Source organism: Acetobacter sp. DsW_063, assembly GCF_002153745.1.
Taxonomy (GTDB): Bacteria; Pseudomonadota; Alphaproteobacteria; order Acetobacterales; family Acetobacteraceae; genus Acetobacter.
This window is the reverse complement of sequence record NZ_JOPL01000123.1, coordinates 1-25,394: the sequence shown is the minus strand read 5'-3', so window position 1 is coordinate 25,394 and position 25,394 is coordinate 1. Positions and strand designations below refer to the sequence as shown.

Sequence of the window (25,394 nt, the reverse complement as noted above, 5' to 3'; positions counted from 1 at the left end):
CGCGGCATTGTCGCGTCAGCTCTGCAAGGCCTCCATGGGACGATCGGCCAGAATGGCGTCGAAAACGAAGCGGGCTGACGGAGTCATCCGCGTGTCCGAAAGCCAGGCGACGCCCATGGTCATGAACATTTCCGATTGAAAAAAAGCGTCGTCGAGCGTGACGGCCAGATTGTGCGGATGCGTCAGCATAGAGGCGGGAACGAACATAAGGGCCTCCGCCGCTGCGCCGATCTCAGCGGCTGCGATCGGGGAGTTGACCTCGATGATCCGTCGAGGGAGAGCTAGTCCCCGCGACTTCAGCAGGGAATCGAAACGACCCCGCATCGCCATGCCGTGAACGGGCAAAACCCAGATCCTGTTGACGAATTCTGGCCATCGACGCAGCACGTCGGAGAAGCGCAGGTTCGCGTCCTTGTCCACCACGACGCAGAATTCGGTCGTCAGAGGTTCGCAGGCGAAGCGCGGATGAACGTCGATTTCGTGCAGGTCGATCAGCAGCATGTCCAGCCGGTTCGCTTCCAGCTCAGCTAAAAGCGTCGCGCGCATGCCATATTCACAGCGGAGAGTCAGGTACGGATGCTCCCGTTTCACCGTTGCGCACCAGTTCGGCAGACGGGTGTGAAGGGCGGGCGCCTGAAAGCCGATGGACACTGTGCCCCGGAGGCTCTTGCCCATGTGAACAATGTCTTCGTTCAGGGCGATCAACTCGGCGTCGATGCGACGGCAGGCGGTCAGCACGCGAGCGCAAAGTTCCGTGGGTTCGAGCGCCCCGCCCAAACGCCGGAACAATTTCGCCCCGAGAAGTTCTTCGATTTCTATACAGCTTTTCGATACGGCGGCAGTAGAGACGCCAAGCCGCAGAGCGGCGGCCTTCATGCTGCGGGTGGTGTCGAGCGCATGGAGAAGCGTGATGTGACGCAATTTCAAAAAGCGTCTGACGTCCGGGAAATCATTTGCTTTCTGCATGGCGCTCTCCAGCTTTGGTTATCAACCAGATGGTTAACGACGCGCAACAAGATTTCCTTAGGAGAAAACGTTTCGATTGTTTCATAATTTTCGGAGCGGAGCTTTCGAAATCGGGGCCAGGGTATGGCGCCAAATTTTCCATACATTTCCAGTAAAAGACGCATTTTGTCACACGCGTAGGCATGAACGCGCGAAATTAAAGGATATGGAATGATATCTGGGCGTGACGCGACATCGCATAGGCCACATGGCAGAGTTTTGGCCCCGCGCGGCAGGGCGCCACAGGGCCGAATAAGGGTCGGGGCGGTGTCCGCCGCGCTGCTCCCATTGATCGGGTGCCTGGTTGATGGAGAGGCGAAAGGGGCGCCTCGCTCTCGTCACGCTGAAAAAGCGACGCATGCGGGCGCGACGACGGGCGCCCATGGGCTTCCCGCCGCTGCGACCCGCCCTGCGACCCATCCGGCTCACCTCACCGGCGCCGCCGAAACGTTGAGTGTTAGCGGCGCACGGAGGGCGTTCCACTTTTCCCAGGCGCAGCACACGGCCGATTCAGCCACGCGCATCACGGCGGAAACATTGGTCCGCCATGGCGTCGTCGGTCTGACCGGACTTCAGAATCTGGCGCCGAACGTGACAATCCAGAGTCTCATGGGAACGGCCAGCACGAATTTCTTTATTCGCGGCGTTGGATTTAGTGATTACACCCAAAATAACACGTCATCTATCATGACCTATATTGACGACGTGCCTTTTCCATTGAGCACCATGGCGTCAGGCATGATGTTCGATATCGCTGACGTGGACATCCAGCCCGGTCCGTCAGGCACGACGCACGGTCTGACGGATTCGGGCGGCGAGGTGAACATCCGGACGGCCGATCCGACCGAGACCTGGCACGGAGGCGTGACGCAGGACATTGCGAGTTACGCCCGCAGCCGGACCGATCTCTACATTTCCGGTCCGATCACGGACAAGCTTTCGTTCCGGATAGCCGGACAGACGATGCACGGCGGAGGGTGGCAGTATAGCCCGGCCAACCACACGCATCTTGGGGACGCGAACGAGGGCGCGCTACGCGCCAAGCTGCTCTGGAAACCGAACGAGCATACGGAAATCAAACTTACCGGGCACTGGACGCAGGACAATTCGGGCGTTGTCGTCGGTAAGCCCGTTCTGAATTTTCTTCCGGCGGCGCAATCCATTCCGACGCTGGGCTATCAGCAGGCGAACTGGGATCTGCGCCCCCAGTTCGCGAAACTTATCGGGCGTTCAGCGAATACGATGCCGTCGGAGCACAATACGTTCTGGGGTTTCGATCTGAATATGTCGCACGACTTCGGTTTCGCGACACTGCGCAGTATCAGCGCTTATGAAACGGAACGAGAGGGTGAATACACCGATCAGGACGGAACCACCTACGCCAGCGGAGATCAGTATCGCAATATCGTCGCGAACTCTTTCACGCAGGAGGTCAATCTCAAATCAAATGACCATGGACAGCGCCTGCAATGGGTTGTGGGCATGACCTACAATCGGGTTCGCATGTCTCAGCAGTTTTATTTCGATTTTACGGATTACGTGCCGTTGCGCGGCTACCTCTCTGAAACCTCTTTCCGGCAGAACCAGCAGACGTTCAACCAGTATGCGCATGTATCCTATCGCCTGCCATATAACATCACGCTGTTCGGCGGCATCAACCACGAAGCCGACGACCGGCAGCTTCTTGGATTGCGGACGGTGCACTTCGGCATCAATAATCTGAATTTCAATAACGAAGGTGCGGCCGCCAACCAGTTCGCGGGAACTGTAGGCATTCAGTGGCAGGCCGCCAAAAACCTGATGTTCTATTACAAGATGAGCAAGGGCTTTAAACCGGGCGGGTTCACGGGAAACAACACCGTCGTGCAGGCGCAGTTGGCTCCGTTTGGACCGGAGAGCCTTCTCGCCTACGAAGCCGGGTTCAAGAGCGACATCATACCGAACGTGTTTCGCCTGAACGCATCAGCCTTTTATTACGATTACCATAACCAGCAGTATATCAGTTCGTATCTGGTGCCGAGCTACGGGCCGCTCGGTATGTTCGTGAATATTCCCAAATCCGAGATATGGGGGGTGGAGTTCACTACGAATATACACCCGCTCCCTCACGTATATCTGATGCAGAATCTCGGATACGAAAGAGGAAAATATCAGAAGTTTCTGGCGCTGAACTCGACAGCCACGAACGCCTATTACACCGCCAATCATGTATGGCAGGGAATTTATACCGATTATGGCGGCGTTGATTCTGGCATCCCGAAGCTGACGCTGAACGGTACGGCCGATTACCGCTTCAATCCGCTACGCCATTATGAGCTGGAGACCGGTCTCGACTGGATGTATCGCGGTTCGCAGGCGCTGGTTGCGGGCGGTCTCGGCTCGTATCGTCTCCCCGCGTATTTTCTGATGGGCGCGCATATGACGTTCCATCCCGTCAACGATCGCTGGTCGGCCACGATCTATGCGTCGAATCTCCTGAACCGGCAGTATTTTGTGGCCGGTGGGCAGGCGACGACGACATATTTCTGGATTCCCGGCGCGCCGCGCTTCATCGGCGGTCGTCTGAGCGCCAATTTCTGATTTCTATCTTCACATAGAACAAAGGTCTTGGGGAGGCGTCGATGTCCAGCCACTTCAAATCCGACGTCGCACCGTCTGACGCCGCCCAACCCAGACCGCCGGTCAGCAAGGCCGTATGTCTTGCAGCCGGAAGTGTCGGAAATTTTCTCGAATTCTACAACTTTATGGCGTACGCATTTTTCGCGCCGATGATCGGACAGGCGTTTTTTCCGGTCAAAGGCGCGCTTATGCAGCTTCTTGCGGCGCTTATCACCTTTGCGGCGGGCTTTCTCGCCCGCCCAGTGGGATCGCTGGTCATGGGGTTCTATACGCAGCGGATGGGAGTCGGAAACACGTTGATGGCGACGTTTCTGATGATGGCCGCGGGGTCGGCGCTTCTGGTGGTGACGCCTGATTATGCGACGATAGGCGTGTGGGCGCCTGTGCTGGTGTTGATTTCGCGCCTGCTGCACGGATTTTCCGAGGGTGGGGAGGTCGGTCCGGCCACCGAGTTTATCTATTCATTACGGGGTGAGCGAGATGCGGGCGCGATGGCGTCCGCGCAGGCGCTGACGCAGTTCATGTCGCAACTGGCGGCTGTTGCGGTCGGCCTTGTTCTGTCAGCTGCTCTCTCGCATGAACAGCTGTATGCGTGGGGCTGGCGCGTGCCCTTTGTTCTCGGTCTGGCTATCGTTCCAGTTGGTCTGTTTTTCCGGCGCATTGCACTCGGCGGGCTGCATCAGGCGGCTGAACAGCCTACCGTGACGGAAACCTCGCGCGAGCCGTTCCCTTGGCTGGTCGTCGCACTTACTTTCTGTGTGATCCTGACGGGAACCGTCACGACCTATCTTCGCACCTTCGGCGCAAGCTATGCGATTTCCGTGCTGCATCTGTCGCCGAGGCTCGGCATGGCGGCGATGTCAATCGGCCTGCTGGCGGGGCTCGCTGCGATTGTGACGGGCATCCACCTGCAACGTTCCTGTCGCGCGCGGCCATTGATTCTCGGAGTGTCCGGCGTCTATCTCATTGTTATCCTTCCTGTATACCACTTTTCGGTTCATAGCCCCGGCCTTACGAGCCTCATCGTGCTCAACGTCGTGACGAACGTCATGCCCGGCCTTCTGTCCGCGGTGAGCTCTGAACTGGTCCTGCGCTCCATTCCTTCGGCGCAGCGCAGTTTTGTTTTTGGCGTCGTCTATTCCATAACCGTATCGGTGTTCGGCGGAGCGACGCAGCCCTTCGTGACATGGTTGATTCTCATGACCGGGAACGCCATGGTTCCCGGATATCTCGCGTCGATCGTGATTCCCTTCGCGCCGATCGCGTTGCTCGCCCTGTCGCGCCGTGCGGCGAAGCGCAGCGCGCAGGGGGCGAATGGCCAGGCAAGTCTTCGGAGTTTTGAAGTCCCCGTGTCGGCGTTCTCGGAAGCGTAATCTCTTCCACACGCCATAAGGAAATGTAATGACTGCATTCGATTTCATGAACCGCAACAGCGCCGAGTTTGACGCTATCCGGCACGACTTGCACGCTCACCCGGAGATCGGACTTGAAGAGCACAGAACGTCCGCCATCGTGGCGGAAAAGCTCGCCGAATGGGGAATAGAGGTTCATCGAAATGTCGGTCGCACCGGCGTTGTCGGCGTGCTGCGTTCAGGCAGCGGTAACCGTTCCGTTGGCTTGCGTGCGGATATGGACGCCCTGCCGATGCAGGAAGAAAATACGGTCGAATATCGCAGCACGACCCCGGGCATGATGCATGCGTGCGGGCATGACGGTCATACCACGATGTTGCTTGCCGCCGCGAAATATCTTTCGGAGACGAAGAATTTCGACGGAACGGTGAACTTCATCTTCCAGCCGGGGGAAGAAGGCGTGGGGGGCGCCAAGGCTATGCTGGAGGATGGTCTGCTGGAGCGCTTTCCTTCTGATGCGCTGTTCGGGATGCACAACAAGCCGGGCTTGCCTGTCGGAAAATTCGCGATCCGATCGGGTCCGGCGATGGCCGGGGGCGCGTTCTTCGACATCACGATCAAGGGCAAGGGCGCTCACGGCGCACGACCCGAAGATGGCGTGGATCCGGTCATGGTCGCGGGACATATGATCACTGCGCTCCAGTCCATCGTCTCGCGCAACATCCCGCCGTCTGAAGTCGCGGTGCTGAGCGTCACGAAAATGGCCGGTGGCGACGCATACAACATCATCCCGGATACAGCGACGCTGGGTGGCACCGTGCGCTGCTTCAGTTCAGCCATCATGACGCAGATTCAGGAGTTGATCGAACGCACGATTACGAATGTCGCGGCTGCGTTCGGCGCGCGCGCGTCTCTTGATTTTCGTCTGATTTTTGCTCCGACGATCAACGATCCAGAGCACGCCGACGCGTTCGCTGGCGCCGCTGAGGCTCTGGTCGGCGAAGCGTCGGTCGATCGCAACACGGAAGCGGCGATGGGGTCGGAAGATTTCAGCTTCATGCTGGAAAAAACGCCGGGCGCTTATATCCTCGTTGGCGGAGGCGAAGGCGCCGCGCCGCATCACCCGCGCTACAACTTCAACGACGCGACGACGCCGTATGGCGCGGCGCTTTATGCGACGATTGTGGAAAAAACACTTCCCGCCAGAGCGGCGGGCTGAACGAAACCGCAACACACAGGGGCAGGCGCGATGGAAAATCAGGATCAGATCTGGTCATATGTGGAGCGCAAGGCCGAGCCGATGATCGGCCTCAGCGACGCCGTGTGGGATGTTCCGGAATTGAATTACGGCGAATTCGCATCCTGCGCCCTGCATAAAAACGCTCTTGAGGCTCAGGGTTTTCGCGTCACGACAAATGTCGGCGGCTTGCCGACGGCGGTCATGGGAGAGGCCGGGGCGGGTGGTCCGGTGATCGCCATTCTGGGCGAGTATGACGCGTTGCCGGGGTTGAGTCAGGCCGCCGGAGAAGCCACGCACATGCCTTTGCCGGGGGACGGCAGCGGGCATGGCTGCGGCCATAACCTTCTCGGTTCAGCGGCGCTGCTCGCGGCCACTGCAGTGAAGGATTGGCTCGCCGAAACCGGGGCTCCCGGCCGCGTTCGGTATTACGGGTGCCCGGCCGAAGAAGGCGGCGCAGGGAAAGGGTTTATGGTGCGGGAGGGCGTGTTCGACGATGTGGACATCGCCATCACCTGGCATCCGGCGCATTTCGCGGGCGTGTTTCCCGCGGCGTCGCTCGCCAATCAGATCATCGACTTCACGTTCACCGGACGCGCGTCCCATGCAGCCGCCGCGCCGCATCTGGGACGTTCCGCTCTGGACGCGGCGGAACTGATGAATGTCGGCGTGAACTACATGCGCGAGCATATGCTGCCCAGCTCGCGCATTCACTACGCCTATCAGGACGCTGGCGGCGTGGCGCCGAACGTCGTGCAGTCGCGGACGGTGATCCGCTACACCGTCCGTGCGACCGAACTCGACGAGCTGCTGCGTCTGACCGCGCGCGTCAGAAAAATTGCCGACGGCGCGGCGTTGATGACGGAGACGATGGTCAGCAGCGCGGTGCTGAGCGGCATGGCCAATCTCCTTGGCAACACCACCCTCGAACATGTTCTGCAGGCCAATCTCGAACGTCTGGGGCCGCCGCAGTTTGACGAGGCGGATCGCGCGTTCGCCCAATCCATCCGTGAAAGTCTGACGCCTGAAGATATTGCGGCTCCGTTCGTTGCGGCTTGTCTTCCCATAGATCCGGAAAAGTCGTTGTGTGATGCGATCCTGCCTTATCGCAGCGACAGCTTCCGTACGATGATGGGTTCGACCGATGTTGGAGACGTCAGCTGGGTTGTGCCGACGGCGCAGGCGCTGGGCGCGACCTGTGCGATTGGGACGCCGTTTCACACATGGCAGATGACGGCGCAGGGGAAGTCGCCTCTCGCGCACAAGGGCATGGTGCATGTGGCCAAGGCGATGGCTGGTACGGCGATCGATGTGTTGCGCGACGAAACGCTGCTCGCCAGAGTGAAGCGGGAGCATGCGGAGAAAATCGCAAAGACGCCGTATGTCAGCCCGATACCGCCTGACGTGCAGCCGCCTCTCGTCGTCAGGGCTGTGCAGGCCGCCTGAATTCTACTGGAGTGCCCTTGATGTCCGAAGCCCTTGCCGAAATTTCAGCGCGTTTCGAAGAATTCGCGGCCATCCGCCGCGATATTCACGCGCACCCGGAACTGGGGCTGGTCGAGCACCGGACGTCGGCTCTTGTGGCTGAGCGTCTGGAGGCCTGGGGGATCGAGGTGCACCGCGGCGTAGGCGGCACGGGCGTGGTCGGTGTGCTGCGGTCAGGCAATGGAGAAGGCTCCGTGGGCCTGCGCGCCGATATGGACGCGCTGCCCATTTTCGAGGCTTCGGGAGCGGCGTGGAGCAGTCAGACGCCGGGTCTGATGCACGCGTGCGGACATGACGGGCACACGACGATGTTGCTGGCGGCGGCGCGTCAACTGGCGGAGACGCGCCGCTTCAACGGCACGGTGAACTTCATCTTCCAGCCGGGTGAAGAAGGGTGCGGCGGCGCGCTCGCCATGCTCAACGATGGCCTGTTCGATCGTTTCCCGTGCGACGCCATCTATGGTTTGCATAATCAGCCGGGGCTGGACGTCGGCAGGTACCGCATGACGCCTGGCCCGGCGATGGCCGGAGGCGGCTTCTTTGACGCTACGCTCACCGGCGTCGGCGCTCACGCGGCGAGGCCGGAAGCGGGAGTCGATCCCGTCGTCGCGGTATGTCAGCTCGTCACGGCGTTGCAGACCATCGTGTCGCGTACGATCTCTCCCAGCAATCCGGTGGTCTTCAGCGTCACCAAGATTTCCGGCGGAGAGGCTCATAACGTCATTCCGCAGACTGCGTCGTTCGGCGGCACTTTCCGGGCGATGAATTGGGCGACGCTTGATCTGGTGCGGGAACGTCTGGAGCACATGACGCAGGCGCTGGCCGCCGGCTTCGGCACGACGGCGGAAATCACGTTTGGGGAAATGTTCGCCCCGATGATCAATAATCCCGAACGAACGGCTTTCGCCGCCGATACGGCGCGCGCGATCGTCGGCGCGGAGGCGGTAGAGGGGAGCGCGCCGTTCGTTTTGGGCTCGGAGGACTTCGCGTTTATGCTCGAGAAAGTGCCTGGCGCCTTTGTCAGGGTCGGCAACGGCGCGACGGCGGGCCTGCATCACCCCGCCTACGATTTCAATGACGCAACGATTCCTTATGGCGCGGCGCTGCTCGTCGAACTGACGGAACGCACGTTGATACGCGCCGTCTGCTGAAGGCGATTTCGACGAGACCTTTTGTCTTTGTTGCATAAGCGGCGCGTCTCGCCTTTCTCTCCGGATGAAATGCTCCGGCGGGCGGCGTATTTCGTTTCCTTAAGTCTGTTATCCGTGCCGGAAACAATGACGGTTTTGGCATTTAGGCAACACTGAGCCTGGGTCGCTCAAACCGTCGTTTGTGGGAGATTGACAGTCCGTAACGAATACGTAATCTCGAAATCGCAACGATGTGGACGGCCGGCGTTTGAGCGCGTGCAGCCCTGATTTTGGTTCGCCATGTCGTGATTCTCGCTTTTTCGATGGGGCTGTTCTGACTATGACCGTGACTCCGCTGACGCGCCGCGCCCGCTGCTCAAGATTTTTTCTACTGTTGGGAACGGCGATAGCGGGAGTGGCGGCCATGGAGTCAGCGGCGTTGGCCGCACCGTCCGATGCTGGGCAGGCGACTCATGGCAAGGCGTCGGCGCACAAGAAGCACCTCTCTCACGCAGTCGCCGCGCAAGGCGGTTCCCCCATTGCCCCGGCTCCCGCTCGTCGCGCGGTTGCGCATAAGCGCGCAACCTCGATGACCAGCCACGATCAGGAGGCGATTGAAGTTCGTACCGATCGCGTGCGTAGCCACAGCGCGGAAGTCGCCGTAACGCGCAAGACCATGGATCATTTCGTTGCGGGCACGAACCCCATGCAGGTTCTGGCGCAAACCACGCCGGGCGCAGTCTTCGCGTCAACGGACGCGTTTGGCCTCGACACATATGGCAACACGCTTTACGTGCGCGGCTTCAGCCAGATGCAGATCGGCGCTACGCTCGACGGCATTCCGCTCGGGACGCAGGGTTTCGCCAATTATAACGGCGTGTCGATTACGCAGGCCATGATTCAGGACGACATCGGGGGAATGACGATGTCGCAGGGCGCAGGGGCCCTTGACTCCTTCTCGGCTCAAAATCTCGGCGGCGCCATGACTTATGTGTCGTCCGATCCGGCGGATAAGGCTGGCGGTAAAGTCAGCCAGACCTTTGGCAGCTACAACGCATATCGCACGTATGCCCGTGTAGACAGCGGCGTTCTTAATTCTACGGGAACGAAATTTTACGCGTCTTTCGCGCGCACCAACACTGATATGTGGAAAGGTCAGGGCTACCAGAGCGAAATTCAGGCCGATGCGAAAGTCGTTCAGCCGCTGGGCGACAAGGGAAAAGTCACTGCGTTTTTTGGTTACGGTAACTTTACGCAGGGCAACTACCTGACGATGACTAAAAACATGTGGGAGAAGATGGGGCGTTATTCGACCTATCTGAAACCCGATTACACGAAGGCCAAGCTGTGGGCGTATTACGCGCAATACACCAGCGAAGTCCCCCCCGGCTACGAAGGCGTTCTGTCGAACGACGAAATCGGCGATTACGCATGGGATGCGTCCCAGGTTCAGCGCACGTATCTTTCGTCGATCAACACTCATTATGACTTGTTCAAGAACGTGACGTCAGACACCGTCATCTATGGCAACGTGAGCAGCGACATTCACGGCGGCACGAACAATTTTGTGACGTCGCCCAGCTACGGAGCCGTCACGCTTCAGCCCGATGGCACCGTGACTGGCGTCCCCATGGCGCTGCAGATGGCTCACGCTTTTATGCGTCGTCTGGGGTTCACGCAGAAATTCTCTTACGAAGCGCCGCACCACAACCACATCGAAGCAGGCGTGTGGTACGAGAATAATCACTGGATTTACAATCAGCGCCTCTACGAGGACGGTCTCAACGAAGCTCACAACTGGAATTCGGATTTCAAGGCGGGTACCGGGCATACGTGGTTTAACGACACATACAACACAAATACGTTCCAGTTCTTCCTGCAGGATCGCTGGACGATCATTCCGGGCATGACCCTGCTCGCCGGTTTCAAGTCGCTCACGCAGACGACGCATGGCGGCACAAAGGATGATTACACATCTGAACTCGACGCAGAGGGTTGGAACACCTATTACCGTCACGCCGCCAACGGCACACTGACGTCTTCGGGTGCGTTCTTGCCGCACTTCAATTTCGATTATCACTTTCTTGATCATCACGAATTTTATATCGACATCGCAGAAAACCTCCGCGCGTACGACTATTATTCCCAGACGCAATCCGGCACGGCGTGGGGCGGTCTCGGCAACTCCACGATCTCGGCGCAGACGGTGTTTAACGAGAACAAGAAAGTCCTCCGGCCTGAGCGGACCTGGAACTACGTCGTCGGATATCGCTACGATTCCCGGTTCTTCTCAGGGTCGGTCGATTATTATCACACGGACTACTACAATCGTCTGGCGACCATTACGGAAGGCAGTTCAGCGACAGCGAACAGCGCCTATATGAACGTCGGGCGTGAATCCATGGACGGTGTCGACGTCATGGCGACGATCAGGCCGGTGCGCGGGCTTGAGATTACCAACAGCTTCAGCTGGAACGATGCTCAGTATCTGACCCATTCAATCAATTACGGTGGGCAGAGCTACGACATTCATGGAAAACATCAGGTATACTATCCAAAATTCACGTACAAGGCGAATCTGAACTACACTTGGCGCGGCGCGATGTTCAACTTCAACGTCAATTATATCGGCTCGCGTCCGATGACCTACATGAATGACGAATACATCCCCGCCTACTGGCTCGCGACGACCAGTTTCGCCTACGACTTCGGCAAGATCGGCTTTGCGAATAATATCAAGGCGTCTTTCGGAATCACAAACCTGTTCAACAAAAACTACATCAGCAGCGCCTATGGCGCGGCGTCGGTGTCCGGCGACGACAACGCCAACCTGTTTGTCGGGGCGCCTCGTGAGTTTTACGGCACGATCGCAGCGTCCTTCTAAAGGACGCATGCGTTCACGCTGCTAAACCTTCACCAAACCGTTCTCCGGCGTCACGGCAGGGCCGGGGAACACGTTCGTCAACGCCGAGGGACCGAGCCGCAGATGGTCGCGCAGCACACCGCTCGCGACCGCCCGAAGATCGGTGGTCGGCGCAAGGTCGCGGTGCTCGAACAGTTGCGTCGCCTGTAACCCCGGCCATGTGCCGGCCACTCGTCCTCCCGCAACCGCGCCGCCGAGCAAAAACGCCGCCGTCGCGGTACCGTGATCGGTGCCTCCGGTGCCGTTCATGCGAACGGTGCGGCCGAATTCTGTCATCACCAGAACCACGGTGCGATCCCACGCCGGACCAAGGGCCAGACGTATGGCGTCCATGCCCATATCCAGCTGCCGCAGTGGACCTGCAAGGCGTCCTTTCTGAGAGGCGTGCGTGTCCCATCCGCCCATTTCAAGCGCCGCGACGCGCGGTCCTCTTCGGTCGGCGAGCATGCGTCCCGCCGCGTCCGCGAGAATTGCGAACGCGCCGGGTTTCTGCCCGCGCGGAGCAGGCGGAGGCGCGTCTCCCGCCAGCACCTTGGCGGAAAAACCGAGGGCGGTCAGGCCGTTGCGAAAGGCGGGTCCTGTGACGGGGTCTTTCGCATTCAGCGCAGCGATCTGAGAGTAGAGGTCTGCGTCCGGTCGTCGACCGCCCTCGGGCGCGTAGCTGGCGACAGTGGTCGGACCGCGCAACAACAGCGGGACCGAAAGCCCAAGGGAAAGCCCAGCGCCTTCCGCGCCATGCCTGTTTTTCGGAAGGGCGGAGACCGCGCGGTTCAGCCAACCGCTGCTGAGCCTCTGGTCGGCGCCGCTTTCCATGTAGTCCTGCGCCTCGAAATGCGAGCGGCTGCGATAATGGCCGGCCACGGCATGAAAAGGCAACATCTGGCCGGCGGCGTAGAGGCGCTGCATTCCTGAAAGGGACGGGTGCAACCCGAAGAACCCGCCAAGGTCGAGCAGCCCGCCGTCCCTACCGGGCTCCGGCGGCAACAGGTCTCGGCGCAGCGTCGTAAGCGAGGGGTCGCCATACGGCGTCACCGCCGCCATGCCGTCCAGCGCGCCACGCAAAATGACGACGACCAGACGCGGGTCGTCGTCGCCGTCCGACGTCCCGGCGAGCGCGAGAGAGGACCGGCCCAGCGCCCAGCTTGCGGCGAGGCCGAGCAGGGCGGACCGGCGACGGATCAGCAGGGAATGCCTCAACATGTCTGGCGCCTCTGAAATTCGGGTGACGAGAACAGCAGGGTCAGCCCGGCCTGACGGGAGCCCGCGTGGCGGATCGCCTCGATGGTGGCGGGCCGCAGAGCGGGGCCGAGGGTTGCGTGCGCGATGTCGAGTGGATTTCCCTCATGTACGCCCGCCGAAATGCGATAAGCCCAGTCTGCGCGAGCCATCATGTCGGCGGGCGCCGACCAGTCGGCGGCGCGATCGCTCCAGCCATTGGGCAGGGGCGCCGTCCACAGCGGCTGTCCCAACGCGCCCAGCGCCCCGGCGAGCGTGTGGGCGGGAGAGTGGGGCGCATCGGGAGAAGGGCGTGGTCCAGCCCGGTCGAGCGCCCGCATCGCGGCTACGGCGAAATCCATCGGCGTACGGAACTTGTCGGTCCGTTCCCCGACGGAGCGCCTGCGGGGCGCGCGACACAGTTCGATCAGCGCCAGCGCGGCCGCTCCAAGATCGCCCTGCGTATCGTGCAGCGCGGCCGCCACATGCGCGACGTCCGCAGGCGGCGGTGCATCCGAGACGAAATGCCCCACCAGCTTTGTGGCGAGGTGACGATATGTCGTCGGATGGGTCGCAAGAAATTGCAACGCCGCGACGCCGCCCTCCTCTCCTTCGGGAAAGGTTTGCCCCATAATGGTTTTTTCGCCGGGTTCGTGCGCGTTGGCTCGAAACTGAAACCCCGGACGCTCGGCGTTCATGTTCACCGTCCAGCCGGTCAGGACCGCGGCGAACGCGGTCACGTCCGTCTGAGTGTACCCGGCCTGCGGCGAGACTGTGTGCAGTTCCAGACATTCCCGCGCGAGGTTCTCATTGAGGCCGCGATGGGCTTTCAGCCCGACTGGGCTGGAAGGGCCCGTCGAGGATGTGTTGTCGAGATACATGAGCATGGCCGGATGACGCATGACCGCCAGAGTCATGTCCGAAAAACGCGCGGTGACATTGGGGCGGATCGCCTCGCGCATGTAGGCGCCGATCACGGCGCGCGTGTCGCCCTGACGCAGGCTGACGGTAAAGTGGTTGAACCAGAACCAGGCGAGCCTCTCCCGGAAAGGTTGTTCCGAAATCAGAAGCTGTTCCATCTGGGCTACGACTTCCGCCTGAAAGACGGGTTTGACCAGAGAATTGTCCCGGATTTTTTCGCGGCGCTGCGTGCGCAGGGCGATCAGACCGTCGGCGCTTTCGCCAAGGCCGGTGAAGATCGCGGCGTCCGGTGCGAGCGTCTGCGCGCGGAGCCACGTTACAGGCGTGTCCGGTAGTGGCTCGTCGCCACGCCGCCCCCAGCCAAATCCCGTTATGGCGCTGGATTCTTCCATGATGAGTTCTCCGCGCTCGCGTCGTCGCTCCCGACCCTTGGGCGCAAACGTGGCGAGATGACGGCGCATGCGCCCGTCCGGTTGTCACGCCTGGGAGACTGCATTCCGTTTCGCAGCAGCCGGAGGACGTGTCGGGCGATCCGGGATCGAGCAGCAGTCGATGATGCGGATCGCCAGCGCCGCTCGCGCTGCCGGGGCGGCGCATATGGCGCTTTGACGCGACGCAAAAATATAGCATGCTGCATAAAGTGCGGAGTCGGGCGTGGACAAGCCGGGCTCCTGCGGAGAAGTCACACGTGCTGAAGCTTTGGTCGACGCCGTCATCCCCTGACGGTTCTCACGTCCGCTTGGAAGAACGGAGCCTGTCCACGCTGTTCGGCAGCGTCGGCGTTCCGTCTGGCGGCGCGTCCGCCTTTCGTCGTTTCCTCGCCTTTGTCGGACCGGGCTATCTGGTGTCGGTCGGGTATATGGACCCAGGCAACTGGGCTACCGACCTGCAGGGCGGCGCCGGGTTCGGCTATCAGCTGCTCAGCGTAATTCTGCTCTCCAACATCATGGCGGTGATCCTTCAGGCGCTGTCGGCGCGGCTGGGCATCGCCACCGACCGCGATCTGGCGCAATCGTGCCGCGATTACTTTCCGCGTCCGATCAATCTTTTGCTGTGGCTCGCGTGCGAACTGGCGATTATCGCCTGCGATCTGGCCGAGGTGATAGGCGCGGCCATCGCCCTGCAACTTCTCTTCGGTCTGCCGCTGCTTGGCGGGGCCCTCGTCTCGGCTCTCGACGCCTTTCTGGTGCTGGGGTTGATGGGGCGGGGGTTTCGCTATCTGGAGGCGATGATCATCGCGCTTCTGATGGTGATCGCCCTGTGTTTCGCCGTGCAACTTGTCGCCGCCGCGCCGCCGATCGCAGCCGTCGTGCGCGGTTTCATCCCGACGACGCAGATCGTGACAGACCCGAAGATGCTTTACGTTGCGATCGGCATTATCGGCGCAACGGTCATGCCGCATAACCTCTATCTGCACTCGTCGATCGTCCAGACCCGCGCTTATGAGCGGACGCCTGTCGGTCGGCGAGAGGCCCTTCGATGGGCGACGCTGGACAGCACTATCGCCCTGACCCTCGCGCTATTCGTCAACGCAGCCATCCTGATCGTCGCGGCGGCCGCGTTTCACGGCGGCCCGCACAGCGACGTGGCGGAGCTGGAAGACGCGTTCAGGCTGCTGTCTCCGGTTCTGGGCATGGGAATCGCCTCCACCCTGTTCGCGGTGGCGCTGCTCGCGGCTGGCACGAACTCGACCATTACCGGCACGCTTGCCGGGCAGATCGTCATGGAGGGATTCGTGCGGCTGCGTATGCCGCCATGGGCGCGTCGGCTGCTGACGCGTGGGCTGGCGATTCTGCCCGTCATAGCCGCCACCGTTCTGTTCGGAGACCGGAGCGTCGGAAAACTGCTGATGTTCAGCCAGGTCGTGCTGTCCATGCAGTTGCCCTTCGCAGTCATTCCGCTGGTCTGGTTCGTCTCGAATCGGAAACGTATGGGCGCGTTCGCGATCTCGCGGGGGAGCGCGGCGGTGGCCTGGGTCGTGGCGGCCATCATCCTCGTGCTCAATCTGCAGCTGCTTTACAGCTCATTCGCCGGATAACCGCGCGTAAAAATGCGGCCTCCGGGCGCGACGACGTTTGACTTCCGCGCCATCGCGCCGCCATCATAGACACGAAATGAGCCACCCGACTGCTTTCGGCAGCGGGCTGTTTTCGTTTCTTCCTTTTAACGCAACACAGAAGCGTAAAATTCGATGATTCCCGCCCTGATGCCGACCTACAACCGCGCCGACCTCGCTTTTGAGCGGGGCGAAGGCGCCTGGCTGTACGCGACGGACGGGCGACGATTTCTCGATTTTGCAGCGGGCATCGCCACCTGCTCTCTGGGGCACGCTAACCCACACCTGGTCGCCGCCATCACCGAGCAGGCGGCGCAGGTGATGCATGTCTCGAACCTGTTTCGTGTTCCGCAGGCTGAGCGCCTGGCTGAGCGGCTGGTCGCCAATTCCTTTGCCGACAGCGTCTTTTTCTGCAACTCGGGCGCAGAGGCGAACGAGGGCATGGTGAAAGCCATCCGCCGCGCGCAAGCGAAATCAGGGCACCCGGAGCGGACGCGCATTCTCTGCTTCGACGGGGCTTTCCATGGGCGTACGCTCGGCATGCTCTCCGCCACCGGCAATCCGACCTATCTCGACGGGTTCGGGGAGCGTGCGCCCGGCTTCGATCATGTACCGCTGAACAACATGAATGCCGTGCGCGACGCCATCACGCCGGAGACTGCGGGCATCATGCTGGAGCCGATTCAGGGCGAGAGCGGGATCAGAGCGGCGGACCGCCGTTTTCTGGCCGAACTGCGGGCCGCGTGCGACGAGTTCGGACTTTTTCTCGGCTTTGATGAGGTTCAGACTGGCATGGGTCGCACCGGACGTCTGTTCGCCCATGAATGGGCGGGCGTGACGCCGGACGTCATGTCCAGCGCCAAGGGGCTTGGCGGCGGTTTCCCGATCGGCGCGATTCTGGCGACGGAGGAGGTGGCGCGCCACCTCGTCGCCGGGTCGCACGGCACGACGTTCGGCGGCAATCCGCTGGCCTGCGCTGCAGGCAACGCTGTGCTTGACGTGCTGCTGGCTCCCGGATTTCTGGATCAGGTCAATGACCGGGCGGCGCTTCTCGGTCGTTTGCTGGACGACGTCGTGCGTGACTTCCCCGAGGTGTTCTCCGAGCGACGTGGCATGGGGCTGCTGATCGGACTGCGTTGCGTTCCGAAGGTCGGCGACGTGCAGGCCGCGGCGCGTGACGCGGATCTGCTGGTCGTCACAGCGGGCGACAACGTCCTGCGTCTGACGCCGCCGTTGGTGATCACCGAGACGGACTGTGAGGAAGCGGCGGCGCGTCTGCGGCAGGCGGCGGCGGCGATCCGCTCGACAGTTCTGGAGGCGGCGCAATGAGCGCCGCTTCAGCCGCAGCGGCGGTATGGGGAGGCGCGACCGTAGAGGTGGCGTCAGAGCCGCCGCTGTCAGGGCCGCGGCATTTCCTCGAGCTGCGCGATCTGGACGCCGCTACGCTGCGGCAGATTCTCGACGTCGCCTCAGGGGTCAAGCGGATGCAGCGCAACCGCGCCCGCCCGCTGCATCCCGCCGCGCCGCTGGCCGGCCGCAGCGTCGGTCTGCTGCTGTCCAAACCGTCCACCCGGACGCGCGTGTCGTTCGAAGTCGGCGTGCGCCAACTGGGTGGGGAGGTCGTCGTGCTGTCAGCGTCCGAGACGCAGCTCGGGCGCGGCGAGTCGGTGCCGGACACGGCGCGCGTCCTCTCGCGCTTCCTTGACGCCATCGTTCTACGAACCGGCCGCGCCGCCGCCCTGCGGGAGCTGGCGCAGTGGAGCAGCGTTCCGGTCATTAATGGCCTGACGCCCGCCTCTCATCCGGTGCAGATTCTCGCCGACGTCATGACGTTCGAAGAGCATCGCGGACCGATCGCGGGCCGCACGCTGGCGTGGGTCGGCGACGGCAATAATGTCGCGACCTCGCTGATCGAGGCCGCTGTGCGGTTTGGCTTCACATTGCGTCTCGCGACGCCTTCCCAGTTTTCGCCGAACAAGGATGTCGTCGCTTGGGCGCTTGAGCAGGGCGGAGCGATACATGTCACCCGCGACCCGCGTGAGGCGGTTGACGGCGCCGACTGCGTTCTGACCGACACGTGGGTCAGCATGTCGGACGAAGACGCTGCTGAACGGATTGCTTTGCTGGAGCCGTATCGTGTTGATCGCGCTCTGATGGCCTGCGCTGCGTCTGACGCCCTTTTCATGCACTGCCTGCCCGCCCATATCGGGGATGAAGTGACCGAAGAGGTGTTTGAGAGCCCCCGATCGGTTGTGTTTGACGAGGCCGAGAACCGGTTGCACGCCCAGAAAGGCCTGTTGATCTGGTCTCTATGCGGCGAGAACTGGACCCGTTTCGGCGAGGAGAAGAAGTGACGGACGAGCGAACAGGCGCTTCGGGAAGCGGTCCGGAGGATGGGCCGCTGCGCCCGTCCGCGACTGAGGACGTGCCAGCGGGACCTGGATGGCTGGAGCCGGAAGTCGACAAGGCGTTTGCGGCGCTTGGTCTGCCTGCAGAGGCGTTGCGACCGCTGAAGGACTCTTACGTCGGCTGCATCGCCAACACGACCGGACCGGTCGATCTGGACGTCGCGCACGATGCCTGCCGCAAAGGGCTGCTGCGCGCGTTGAAGGCTGGCTTTACGTTGTCGCCGGAGGCGCTTATGGCGTTCGAGCAGTCGCTTGAGGCTGTCGAGGCGGATCTGACCGCTTCGCTGTGAGCGGCCAAGCGGTTTAGGCCGGGGTGATCTAGGTTCCTCACGCGTTGAGAGCAACTGGCCGCCGGATCCACGGTAAGGCGGATCCGGATGGAGCGCGCGCCGACGATCAGCCTTCTGCGCCATTTCCGCAAAATGCATATGGCGTTGGCCGGCATGTCCCGGTCTTGGGGCCTGCCCGTCCGCTCCGGTGAGCGGACGCGGCTCCAGCTTTTATTTTAGTCAGCATTCCTGGCCGGTCAGTCAGCGAGGTCTGACGCGGGTGAGGATGTTTCAGGTGGCGATCGGCGTCAGTCGCTCGCAGGAGTATCAACGATGATCGACACGCCGGCTTTTCTGGACCGTGGACGTCCGGACGTTCCTGACATGGTCGTCCCTCGCGGCGTCACCCCGTTCCATCTGGAGGGGCGTCCAGTGCGCGGACGCCTGGTTCGTCTGGGCGCGCTGGCTGACGCGCTGTTGTCGCGGCATGACAACGCGCCCGAGGTCAACACTCTGGCGGGCAAGGCTCTGGCGCTGGTCGCCGGGCTGTCGTCGGCGCTGAAGTTTCAGGGGTCGTTCTCGCTGCAGGTGAAGGGCGACGGGCCGGTGAGCCTGCTTGCTGCGGACTGCACGGACGCCGGTTCGCTGCGGTTCTACGCCCGTAGCGACGACGAGGCTCTGCCAGCCCTGCTGGGCGAAGTTTCGAGGCCTTCCGATCGCGACCTGTTCGGCAATGGGTATCTGGCCCTGACCGTCGACCAGGGCGCGGACATGGATCGGCATCAGGGGATCGTTGAAATCGTCGGCGACGACCTCGCGGCCATGGCCACGCATTATTTCGAAACGAGCGAGCAGCATGCGTGCTGGCTGATGCTGGCGTGCGAACGGACGCCGGAAGGGTGGCGTTCCGGAGGACTGATTCTGGAGCGCATCGCCTCTGAAGGCGGCGTCGTGACCGATGAATTCGATGACGGCGCGAGCCGGGTTTCCGCGCCTGAAGACGAAGACGCCTGGGAAACGGCGACGATCCTCGCCCGCACCCTGACGACTGCGGAGTTGCTGGACGACGGGCTCCAGCCCGAGAAACTGCTCAACAGGCTGTTTCATGAGGAATCGCTTCGGGTGGGGCAGCCGAGGGCGCTCGCATATGGCTGCCGTTGCTCACGCGCCAAGCTGGTCGATATTCTGGGGCGTTTTTCCGAGGAGGATCTCGATCACATGGTCGTCGAGGACCGGATCGTGATGACCTGTGAATTCTGCAACGTCGATTTCCGCTTTTCTCGTGAAGAGGTCGGTCCGCGTTCGGCGTGAGCGCCCGGTAATACAATCATAGGGCTTGCGGGTTCAAATTGGCGCCGCTAACGCCGTAGCCGGACAGCTCATGAACGGGTTGCTGCCTCTCGGTGTCGGATCCGCCCGCAGGAGAAACGCCGATGGGTATGATTGTGGAGGAGAGGCCCGTGACCGACCGGAGCCCGGGTCGATCGACTCCCGAGCAAGGCGCCCAACCGGAAAAGGGCGCCCTTATGGTGCGCGTGGGGCAGGTGGACTACCCCCTGCGTATCCGGGGGAAGCCCGTCACGCGCCTGTATCCGGGATGGCGCGCGGTGGCGTTCGAGCCTGCGTTGCTGCCGATGCCGGTGTTGTATCTGCAGGACGAGGAAGGACGCGACGCGTTCTGGCTGTTTGACCGCACGCTGAATTACCGGGCCAGCGCCCTTGCGGATCTGACGCCCGAGGAGCGGTCGGTGATCGTTGGCGCGATTGCGCCGTTCTTTTATGCGCTACGCGAGTCTGTCTTTTGCGAGATGTGCCCGGGTCCGATGACGGGCACCGCGCCCGCCGCAATCGCGCGGATGCCAGCATTCCTGCGCAATGACTTGCTGGATCGCTGGCTGGAGTCGCAGCCTCCGTTGCGTCAGGTCGGCGCCGGGGGCGACGGAGATCGCTCATCTCTTGCCTTACAGGACGGCGTCGTGTTCGACATCGCGGTTTTGCGGCAGATGCTTCCCGCCGCCCACGGGTTGGCCGAGCAGGTGGAGCCGGTCGTGCTGTCGCCTACTGGGCGCTCGGTTCTTCGGGGTCATCACGTCCTGGCGGAAAACGGCCTCAGCGTGACACGTTTCGTCGATCCGGGGGTGAACGCCGTGTTCTATCTTGGAGTCGCTCCGGAACTCGGGGCGAAGGAAGGCGCGTCGCCTTTTCTGTATTGCCCGCAGGTCGATCTGATCGTCGGCGACGCGACTTCCGGGACGCTCGACGCCCTTCCGCGTCGTCTGCTGTCATGGTTCTCCGCCGATCCCGCGCGGGCGGCGGCGCTGCCAAGGCAAACGGTCGTGCGGATGTCCGCCGGATTTTCTCTGGGGTCGGCGTCGTCGCTGTCTCTTGGCGGAACGACCGCCCGGATCGTTCGTTCGGAAGCAGGCGCGGCGATAACCGGACCCGTGGATGACCTGCTGAGTGCGGCTCAGGTAGGGGACGCGTTTCAGGGACGTTGTTTCGTTGGGGCGACGACGACGCCGGAGGGTGAGGCGACCGCGGGCGGCGTTCCGGAAGCATGATTGATTTGGATCCCAGGCGTTTAGAGTCTTCGCAGAACGATCTTTTGCGTCGCGCGACGTCGGCCCTTCACCGGAAAGGGGAGCGCTGCCGCCGGAATTCGCCTCCACCGAGCGGACGTGCGGCGGGCGCGGACCGGCGATCAGCATTATCCGTCTGGACGGATCGCGCTGAGTGATCAAACTATTCCATCGCGTCCGGCTGACTTCTCTACGCCGGTCGCGACACCGATACGGAGACAGTTCGGATGAGACGTGATCGCCGCCGGTTCGCCGGTTTTCTCTCGTTCGCCAGAGCGTCGGCGCTCTGTGTGACGGCGCTGGGCGCCCCGGCTTTTCTTTCCGCCTGTTCCGACGAGCACCCCCGGTCGTTCCCGCCTTACCAGTTCGGCTATCTCGGCCAGATCCATCTGAACGTTGCGACGTTGCAGTCCATCGACCACGCGACGCCGTCCGCTGGCGACGAAGCGTCACGCGCGCCCATCCCCCCGGATCAGGCTTTGCTGCAGCTGGCTCAGGATCGTCTCGCGGCGACCGGACAAAGCGGCTCAGCCACGTTTACGATCGATCAGGCGTCCATCGTGCACGGCCCCGGAGGAACCCTGTCGGGCCGTATGGACGTGCATATCGACATCCTGTCGCCGACCGGGCAGCAGCTTGGCGTCGCTGAGGCCCACGTCACTCGCGATTTCAAGCCGAATCTCGACTCAGGAAACGCCGACAGCGAAGGTAATCTCTACGATCTGACGAAGCAGATGACGCAGGACATGAACGTTGAGCTGGAGTTCCAGATCAAACGCAACCTGCGGGATTGGCTCGTGGACGCGGGCGGCATGCCGACCGACGGTGCCATCCAGTCTCAGTCGTTGGACGGCTCGCCGCAGCAAAGTCCGCCTGCGGCCGCTGCCTCTGTCGCAACTCCCGCTGCCGCTGTGTCCGGGGCTGGAGTGGGCGCTACAGTGACGGCAAACGCTCCCACTGCGGATGGGACCGGCTCGGCTGCAGCCATGGAGCCTGTTGGCGCGCCCGCCGCAGCTGCAAGCGCCGCCCCGGCGGCTTCAGCCGAGCCCGACGCGATATTCCCGAGCGGCGATCCCGGCGCGTCTGACGCGACGAAGAAAACGCTCTCTCCAAAGCCGGGCGTTCTGCAATTGCCGACAAAGGCTAGCAAGACCAAACCGGCGGCGACAAGCAGCAGCGGCTACTGAGCGTAACGCAGGAAATACGCGTCAGGACGATCCGGCGAGTATTTCCTGCGTCCGGCGTCGGGCCGCCTTGTAGTCGCCTGGGTCTGAAAGCTTTTGGCTGCCTTTACGCCTCAAGGGAGGCAGGCGGCGCGAAACGCAGCGAAGGCGCGCGCACGGTGGCTGATCGAGTTTTTCTCGTCGTCGCTCATCTCGGCGAACGTCCGCGTCTCGCCAGCCGGGATGAAGATCGGATCGTAGCCGTGTCCCGCCGCCCCGCGCGGGGCGGGTGCGATCACGCCATCAATCCGTCCCTCGAAACTGCGGATCGAACCGTCGGGGAAAGCCAGACACAGCACGCAGATGAACCACGCATCGCGCTCGTCGCCGCCGATGCCCTCCTCGATGCGGCGCATCGCCCCATCGAAGTCTTTGTCCGGACCGGCCCAGCGCGCCGAGTATATTCCGGGCGCACCGCCAAGAGCCGACACGCAAAGACCGGAATCGTCAGCGAGTGCGGGAAGTCCGGACGCTTTGGCGGCGGCGAGAGCCTTCAGTTCGGCGTTGCCTGTGAAAGTCGTCGCTGTCTCATCTGGCTCCGGCAGGCCGAGTTCGCCTGCCGAAATGACAGTAATTCCAAACCTGCCGAGCAGGGCGGAGAATTCCGCCAGCTTGCCCTTGTTGTGGCTCGCAAGGACGAGGCGGCTTCCCGCCTCCAGCCCGGCGGGGGCGCTCACGCCGCCTCGGCGGCGACGACGGCTGCGTCCTGCGCAGCGAACAGGGTCTTCACGCCGCTTTTCGCCAACCCGAGCAGGGTGAGAAATTCCTCTTCAGAGAACGGCTTTTCTTCGGCGGTGCCCTGAATTTCGACGATCCCGCCTGCCGCTGTCAGGACGAAGTTGGTGTCCGCCGCCGCCGCGCTGTCTTCGACGTAGTCGAGGTCCAGTACCGCGCCAGCATCCGTCAGGCCACAGGATACCGCCGCGACCTGTCCGATCAGGGGCACGGTCGTCAGCACGCGTTCGCGGTGCAGCTTGCCCAGAGCCAGACGCAGCGCGACCCAGGCGCCGGTGATGGAGGCGCAGCGGGTGCCGCCATCGGCGTTCAAAACGTCGCAGTCGAGTGTGATGCTCATCTCGCCAAGCGCTTTCAGATCGGTGACGGCGCGCAGGGAGCGGCCGATCAGGCGCTGGATCTCCTGCGTGCGGCCCGACTGCTTGCCCTTCGCCGCTTCGCGGCTGCCGCGCGTGTGCGTAGCGCGCGGAAGCATGCCGTATTCCGCCGTGACCCAGCCCGACCCCTTGCCCTTCAGGAAGGGCGGCACGCGCTGCTCGATGCTGGCGACGCACAGAACCTCGGTTCCGCCGACGCGGATCAGGGCCGAGCCTTCGGCGTGATGGGCGAAACCGGTCTCGATAGTGACGGGGCGCATGGCGTGATGGGCGCGGCCTGAAGGGCGCATGGTAAGGATCCTTCGCAAAAAACAATATGGCCGCTGCATAGCCGGGCGGCGGCGTGCTGGCCACCCCGACGGGGCCGATGCGTGGGCTTTAGCCGCCGCCACGTTCGAGGAAACGACGCCCTTGTCAGGAGGCCGGACGTTCCCCAGAGTCAGAAGTGAACGTGTAAGCGCATGGCGGCGATCTGCTCTGAGTGGAGAGCGTCCGGTGTCTCAGGGAGGCGGATCATCGACCGCATGAACGGTAAGCTTGGCATGGAACGCAGAGCGCTGCCGCCGGGGCTTGACCCCCGATCCGCCACTATTCTGAGGGAGCTGGTCGAGCACTACGTCGCCACGGGCGACCCGGTGGGCAGCCGCACCTTGTCGCAGCGCCTGCCTATAGGGCTTTCTCCGGCCACCATCCGTAATGTGATGGCTGACCTGACGGACGCCGGGTTGTTGTTCTCGCCGCACACGTCGGCGGGACGCCTGCCGACCGAAAAGGGTCTGCGGTTGTTTGTCGACGGCCTCCTCCAGTTCGGCAGCCTCAGCGAGGAGGAGCGGGAGTCTATCAGTCAGTCGCTGGAGACGCGTGGCCGATCGCTCGAGGACACGCTGACCGAGGCGTCTTCCATGCTGTCCGGCCTTTCACAGGCGGCGAGTCTGGTCATCGCGCCCAAAGGCGAAGGCTCGGTGAAACATATCGAATTCGTCGCACTGGGCGGCAATCGTGCGTTGGTGGTTTTGGTGGGCACCGATGGGCAGGTGGAAAATCGCGTCATCGAGACGCCCGCCGGGACGCCGCCATCGGCGTTGATCGAGGCGACGAACTACCTCAATGCCCGCGCGGCAGGCCAGACGTTGGCGGAGCTGCGCGGTCGCGTGAATGAGGAAATGTCCGCAAATCGTACGGAACTCGACCAGTTGACGACGGAAGTTGTAGCCAGTGGCCTTGCGACCTGGAGCGCGGAGGGGCGTGGCGGTACGTTGATCGTGCGCGGGCAGGGGCGGCTTCTGTCCGACATCACCGAGATCGAACGCCTGTCGACGATCCAGATGCTGTTTGAGCGGCTGGAGACACAGGATTCCATGCTGCGTTTGCTTGAGCTTGCGGAAAAATCCGACGGCGTGCGTATTTTTATCGGGGCGGAGAGTGGGCTTTTCGGCGTGTCCGGTATGGCGATGGTGGTGGCGCCCGCGCGAAACGAGGCGAACCGCATCGTCGGCGCTATTGGCGTGATCGGTCCGACGCGGATCAATTATGGGCGGATTATCCCGGTAGTGGATTACACGGCGCGAGTGATCGGGGAGATATTGCGATAGCGCTGGAAAGGAGGGGGCGTATTTTCCATAATAGATATTGAAATATTACGTGCGTAACTTTGTTTATGAAAACAAAACCCCTCTCGTGAGTAGATTGCCTGACAAATTCCTGATGAGTGACTGGTAAGGCGTTGGCGATGAAACTCAACCTTATTGTTGAATTTTTCCAGACTAACGTCATGAGCCCTCGAGTAGGTGTCAATGCTGCGGCTCTAGGCTCAGGACCCATTGATTGACGGAGGTCGCTGTGATTCAGGTTCCGCAAAGA

20 protein-coding genes are annotated in these 25,394 nt (G+C 62.2%); 15 read left to right on the top strand and 5 right to left on the bottom strand.

Annotated elements, in window-relative coordinates; genetic code table 11:
• Window positions 1-15: 15 nt before the first annotated feature.
• Window positions 16-966, bottom strand: coding sequence for a LysR family transcriptional regulator (locus HK28_RS13005; RefSeq protein WP_086644964.1), 951 nt, complete (start codon window positions 964-966; stop codon window positions 16-18).
• Between the two features lie 210 nt (window positions 967-1,176).
• On the opposite strand from HK28_RS13005, the gene HK28_RS13000 reads away from it, so the two are divergent.
• The 6 genes from HK28_RS13000 (at window position 1,177) to HK28_RS12975 (ending at window position 11,712) form a co-directional block, all read left to right on the top strand.
• On the top strand, window positions 1,177-3,585 hold the full coding sequence (locus tag HK28_RS13000; RefSeq protein WP_143217428.1) for a TonB-dependent receptor domain-containing protein: 2,409 nt from the start codon (window positions 1,177-1,179) through the stop codon (window positions 3,583-3,585).
• A gap of 41 nt (window positions 3,586-3,626) precedes the next feature.
• Entirely contained in the window at window positions 3,627-4,997 is a 1,371-nt protein-coding gene (locus tag HK28_RS12995) for an MFS transporter (protein WP_086644963.1), read from the top strand.
• A 28-nt stretch (window positions 4,998-5,025) separates the two neighbouring features.
• Entirely contained in the window at window positions 5,026-6,195 is a 1,170-nt protein-coding gene (locus tag HK28_RS12990; protein ID WP_086644962.1) for a M20 aminoacylase family protein, read from the top strand.
• A 30-nt stretch (window positions 6,196-6,225) separates the two neighbouring features.
• Window positions 6,226-7,659: a M20 family metallopeptidase gene (locus tag HK28_RS12985; protein ID WP_086644961.1), complete on the top strand. Its 1,434-nt coding sequence runs from the start codon at window positions 6,226-6,228 to the stop codon at window positions 7,657-7,659.
• Window positions 7,660-7,679: 20 nt separating this feature from the next.
• The gene (locus tag HK28_RS12980) at window positions 7,680-8,849 is read left to right on the top strand and encodes a M20 aminoacylase family protein (protein WP_086644960.1); all 1,170 of its coding nucleotides are present in this window, start codon (window positions 7,680-7,682) and stop codon (window positions 8,847-8,849) included.
• 319 nt (window positions 8,850-9,168) lie between these two features.
• Window positions 9,169-11,712 (top strand): TonB-dependent receptor domain-containing protein, encoded by a 2,544-nt coding sequence (locus HK28_RS12975; protein ID WP_233140540.1) that lies wholly within the window; start codon window positions 9,169-9,171, stop codon window positions 11,710-11,712.
• Between the two features lie 21 nt (window positions 11,713-11,733).
• Here the strand turns inward: HK28_RS12975 and HK28_RS12970 are convergent, their stop codons facing one another.
• A complete protein-coding gene (locus HK28_RS12970) occupies window positions 11,734-12,936 on the bottom strand; it encodes a DUF1501 domain-containing protein (RefSeq protein ID WP_086644972.1) in 1,203 nt (400 codons plus the stop codon).
• A gap of 8 nt (window positions 12,937-12,944) precedes the next feature.
• Window positions 12,945-14,348 (bottom strand): DUF1800 family protein, encoded by a 1,404-nt coding sequence (locus HK28_RS12965; RefSeq protein ID WP_233140539.1) that lies wholly within the window; start codon window positions 14,346-14,348, stop codon window positions 12,945-12,947.
• Between HK28_RS12965 and HK28_RS14070 the strand changes: the two genes are divergently transcribed.
• The 8 genes from HK28_RS14070 to HK28_RS12930 all read left to right on the top strand — a co-directional run bounded on the left by HK28_RS14070 (window position 14,347) and on the right by HK28_RS12930 (window position 22,386).
• Window positions 14,347-14,496 (top strand): hypothetical protein, encoded by a 150-nt coding sequence (locus HK28_RS14070; protein WP_158093473.1) that lies wholly within the window; start codon window positions 14,347-14,349, stop codon window positions 14,494-14,496. The genes HK28_RS12965 and HK28_RS14070 overlap by 2 nt on opposite strands.
• A 79-nt stretch (window positions 14,497-14,575) precedes the next feature.
• Window positions 14,576-15,925: an Nramp family divalent metal transporter gene (locus tag HK28_RS12960; RefSeq protein ID WP_369823666.1), complete on the top strand. Its 1,350-nt coding sequence runs from the start codon at window positions 14,576-14,578 to the stop codon at window positions 15,923-15,925.
• 153 nt (window positions 15,926-16,078) lie between these two features.
• A complete protein-coding gene (locus tag HK28_RS12955; RefSeq protein WP_086644958.1) occupies window positions 16,079-17,272 on the top strand; it encodes an aspartate aminotransferase family protein in 1,194 nt (397 codons plus the stop codon).
• Complete coding sequence (argF, locus tag HK28_RS12950; RefSeq protein WP_086644957.1) at window positions 17,269-18,297, top strand: ornithine carbamoyltransferase; 1,029 nt, start codon at window positions 17,269-17,271, stop codon at window positions 18,295-18,297. The genes HK28_RS12955 and argF overlap by 4 nt, the downstream gene beginning before the upstream one ends.
• A complete protein-coding gene (locus HK28_RS12945) occupies window positions 18,294-18,641 on the top strand; it encodes a hypothetical protein (protein WP_086644956.1) in 348 nt (115 codons plus the stop codon). The genes argF and HK28_RS12945 overlap by 4 nt, the downstream gene beginning before the upstream one ends.
• Before the next feature lie 315 nt (window positions 18,642-18,956).
• A complete protein-coding gene (locus tag HK28_RS12940) occupies window positions 18,957-19,931 on the top strand; it encodes an Hsp33 family molecular chaperone HslO (RefSeq protein WP_086644970.1) in 975 nt (324 codons plus the stop codon).
• 149 nt (window positions 19,932-20,080) lie between these two features.
• On the top strand, window positions 20,081-21,181 hold the full coding sequence (locus HK28_RS12935) for a hypothetical protein (protein WP_143217427.1): 1,101 nt from the start codon (window positions 20,081-20,083) through the stop codon (window positions 21,179-21,181).
• Between the two features lie 245 nt (window positions 21,182-21,426).
• Entirely contained in the window at window positions 21,427-22,386 is a 960-nt protein-coding gene (locus HK28_RS12930) for a hypothetical protein (RefSeq protein ID WP_086644954.1), read from the top strand.
• Window positions 22,387-22,496: 110 nt separating this feature from the next.
• Here HK28_RS12930 and rdgB read toward each other — a convergent pair whose 3' ends face one another.
• Together rdgB and rph are read right to left on the bottom strand one after the other, a co-directional pair.
• Window positions 22,497-23,099 (bottom strand): RdgB/HAM1 family non-canonical purine NTP pyrophosphatase, encoded by a 603-nt coding sequence (rdgB, locus tag HK28_RS12925; protein ID WP_086644953.1) that lies wholly within the window; start codon window positions 23,097-23,099, stop codon window positions 22,497-22,499.
• Window positions 23,096-23,824 (bottom strand): ribonuclease PH, encoded by a 729-nt coding sequence (rph, locus tag HK28_RS12920; protein ID WP_086644952.1) that lies wholly within the window; start codon window positions 23,822-23,824, stop codon window positions 23,096-23,098. The genes rdgB and rph overlap by 4 nt, the downstream gene beginning before the upstream one ends.
• Window positions 23,825-24,058: 234 nt before the next feature.
• Between rph and hrcA the strand changes: the two genes are divergently transcribed.
• Window positions 24,059-25,126, top strand: a complete 1,068-nt coding sequence (hrcA, locus tag HK28_RS12915; protein WP_086644951.1) for a heat-inducible transcriptional repressor HrcA — start codon at window positions 24,059-24,061, stop codon at window positions 25,124-25,126.
• The last annotated feature ends 268 nt before the right edge of the window (window positions 25,127-25,394 follow it).

What these genes read in the sequence shown, in the direction of transcription:
- HK28_RS12975 (WP_233140540.1), top strand. Translation starts at nt 9,169, where the DNA reads ATGACCGTGACTCCGCTGACGCGCCGCGCCCGCTGCTCAAGATTTTTT.
- argF (WP_086644957.1), top strand. Translation starts at nt 17,269, where the DNA reads ATGAGCGCCGCTTCAGCCGCAGCGGCGGTATGGGGAGGCGCGACCGTA.
- HK28_RS12930 (WP_086644954.1), top strand. Translation starts at nt 21,427, where the DNA reads ATGAGACGTGATCGCCGCCGGTTCGCCGGTTTTCTCTCGTTCGCCAGA.
- HK28_RS12995 (WP_086644963.1), top strand. Translation starts at nt 3,627, where the DNA reads ATGTCCAGCCACTTCAAATCCGACGTCGCACCGTCTGACGCCGCCCAA.
- HK28_RS13005 (WP_086644964.1), bottom strand. Translation starts at nt 966, where the DNA reads ATGCAGAAAGCAAATGATTTCCCGGACGTCAGACGCTTTTTGAAATTG.
- HK28_RS14070 (WP_158093473.1), top strand. Translation starts at nt 14,347, where the DNA reads ATGCGCCCGTCCGGTTGTCACGCCTGGGAGACTGCATTCCGTTTCGCA.
- HK28_RS12955 (WP_086644958.1), top strand. Translation starts at nt 16,079, where the DNA reads ATGATTCCCGCCCTGATGCCGACCTACAACCGCGCCGACCTCGCTTTT.
- HK28_RS12980 (WP_086644960.1), top strand. Translation starts at nt 7,680, where the DNA reads ATGTCCGAAGCCCTTGCCGAAATTTCAGCGCGTTTCGAAGAATTCGCG.
- hrcA (WP_086644951.1), top strand. Translation starts at nt 24,059, where the DNA reads ATGAACGGTAAGCTTGGCATGGAACGCAGAGCGCTGCCGCCGGGGCTT.
- rph (WP_086644952.1), bottom strand. Translation starts at nt 23,824, where the DNA reads ATGCGCCCTTCAGGCCGCGCCCATCACGCCATGCGCCCCGTCACTATC.
- HK28_RS12985 (WP_086644961.1), top strand. Translation starts at nt 6,226, where the DNA reads ATGGAAAATCAGGATCAGATCTGGTCATATGTGGAGCGCAAGGCCGAG.
- HK28_RS12965 (WP_233140539.1), bottom strand. Translation starts at nt 14,348, where the DNA reads ATGCGCCGTCATCTCGCCACGTTTGCGCCCAAGGGTCGGGAGCGACGA.
- HK28_RS13000 (WP_143217428.1), top strand. Translation starts at nt 1,177, where the DNA reads ATGATATCTGGGCGTGACGCGACATCGCATAGGCCACATGGCAGAGTT.
- HK28_RS12990 (WP_086644962.1), top strand. Translation starts at nt 5,026, where the DNA reads ATGACTGCATTCGATTTCATGAACCGCAACAGCGCCGAGTTTGACGCT.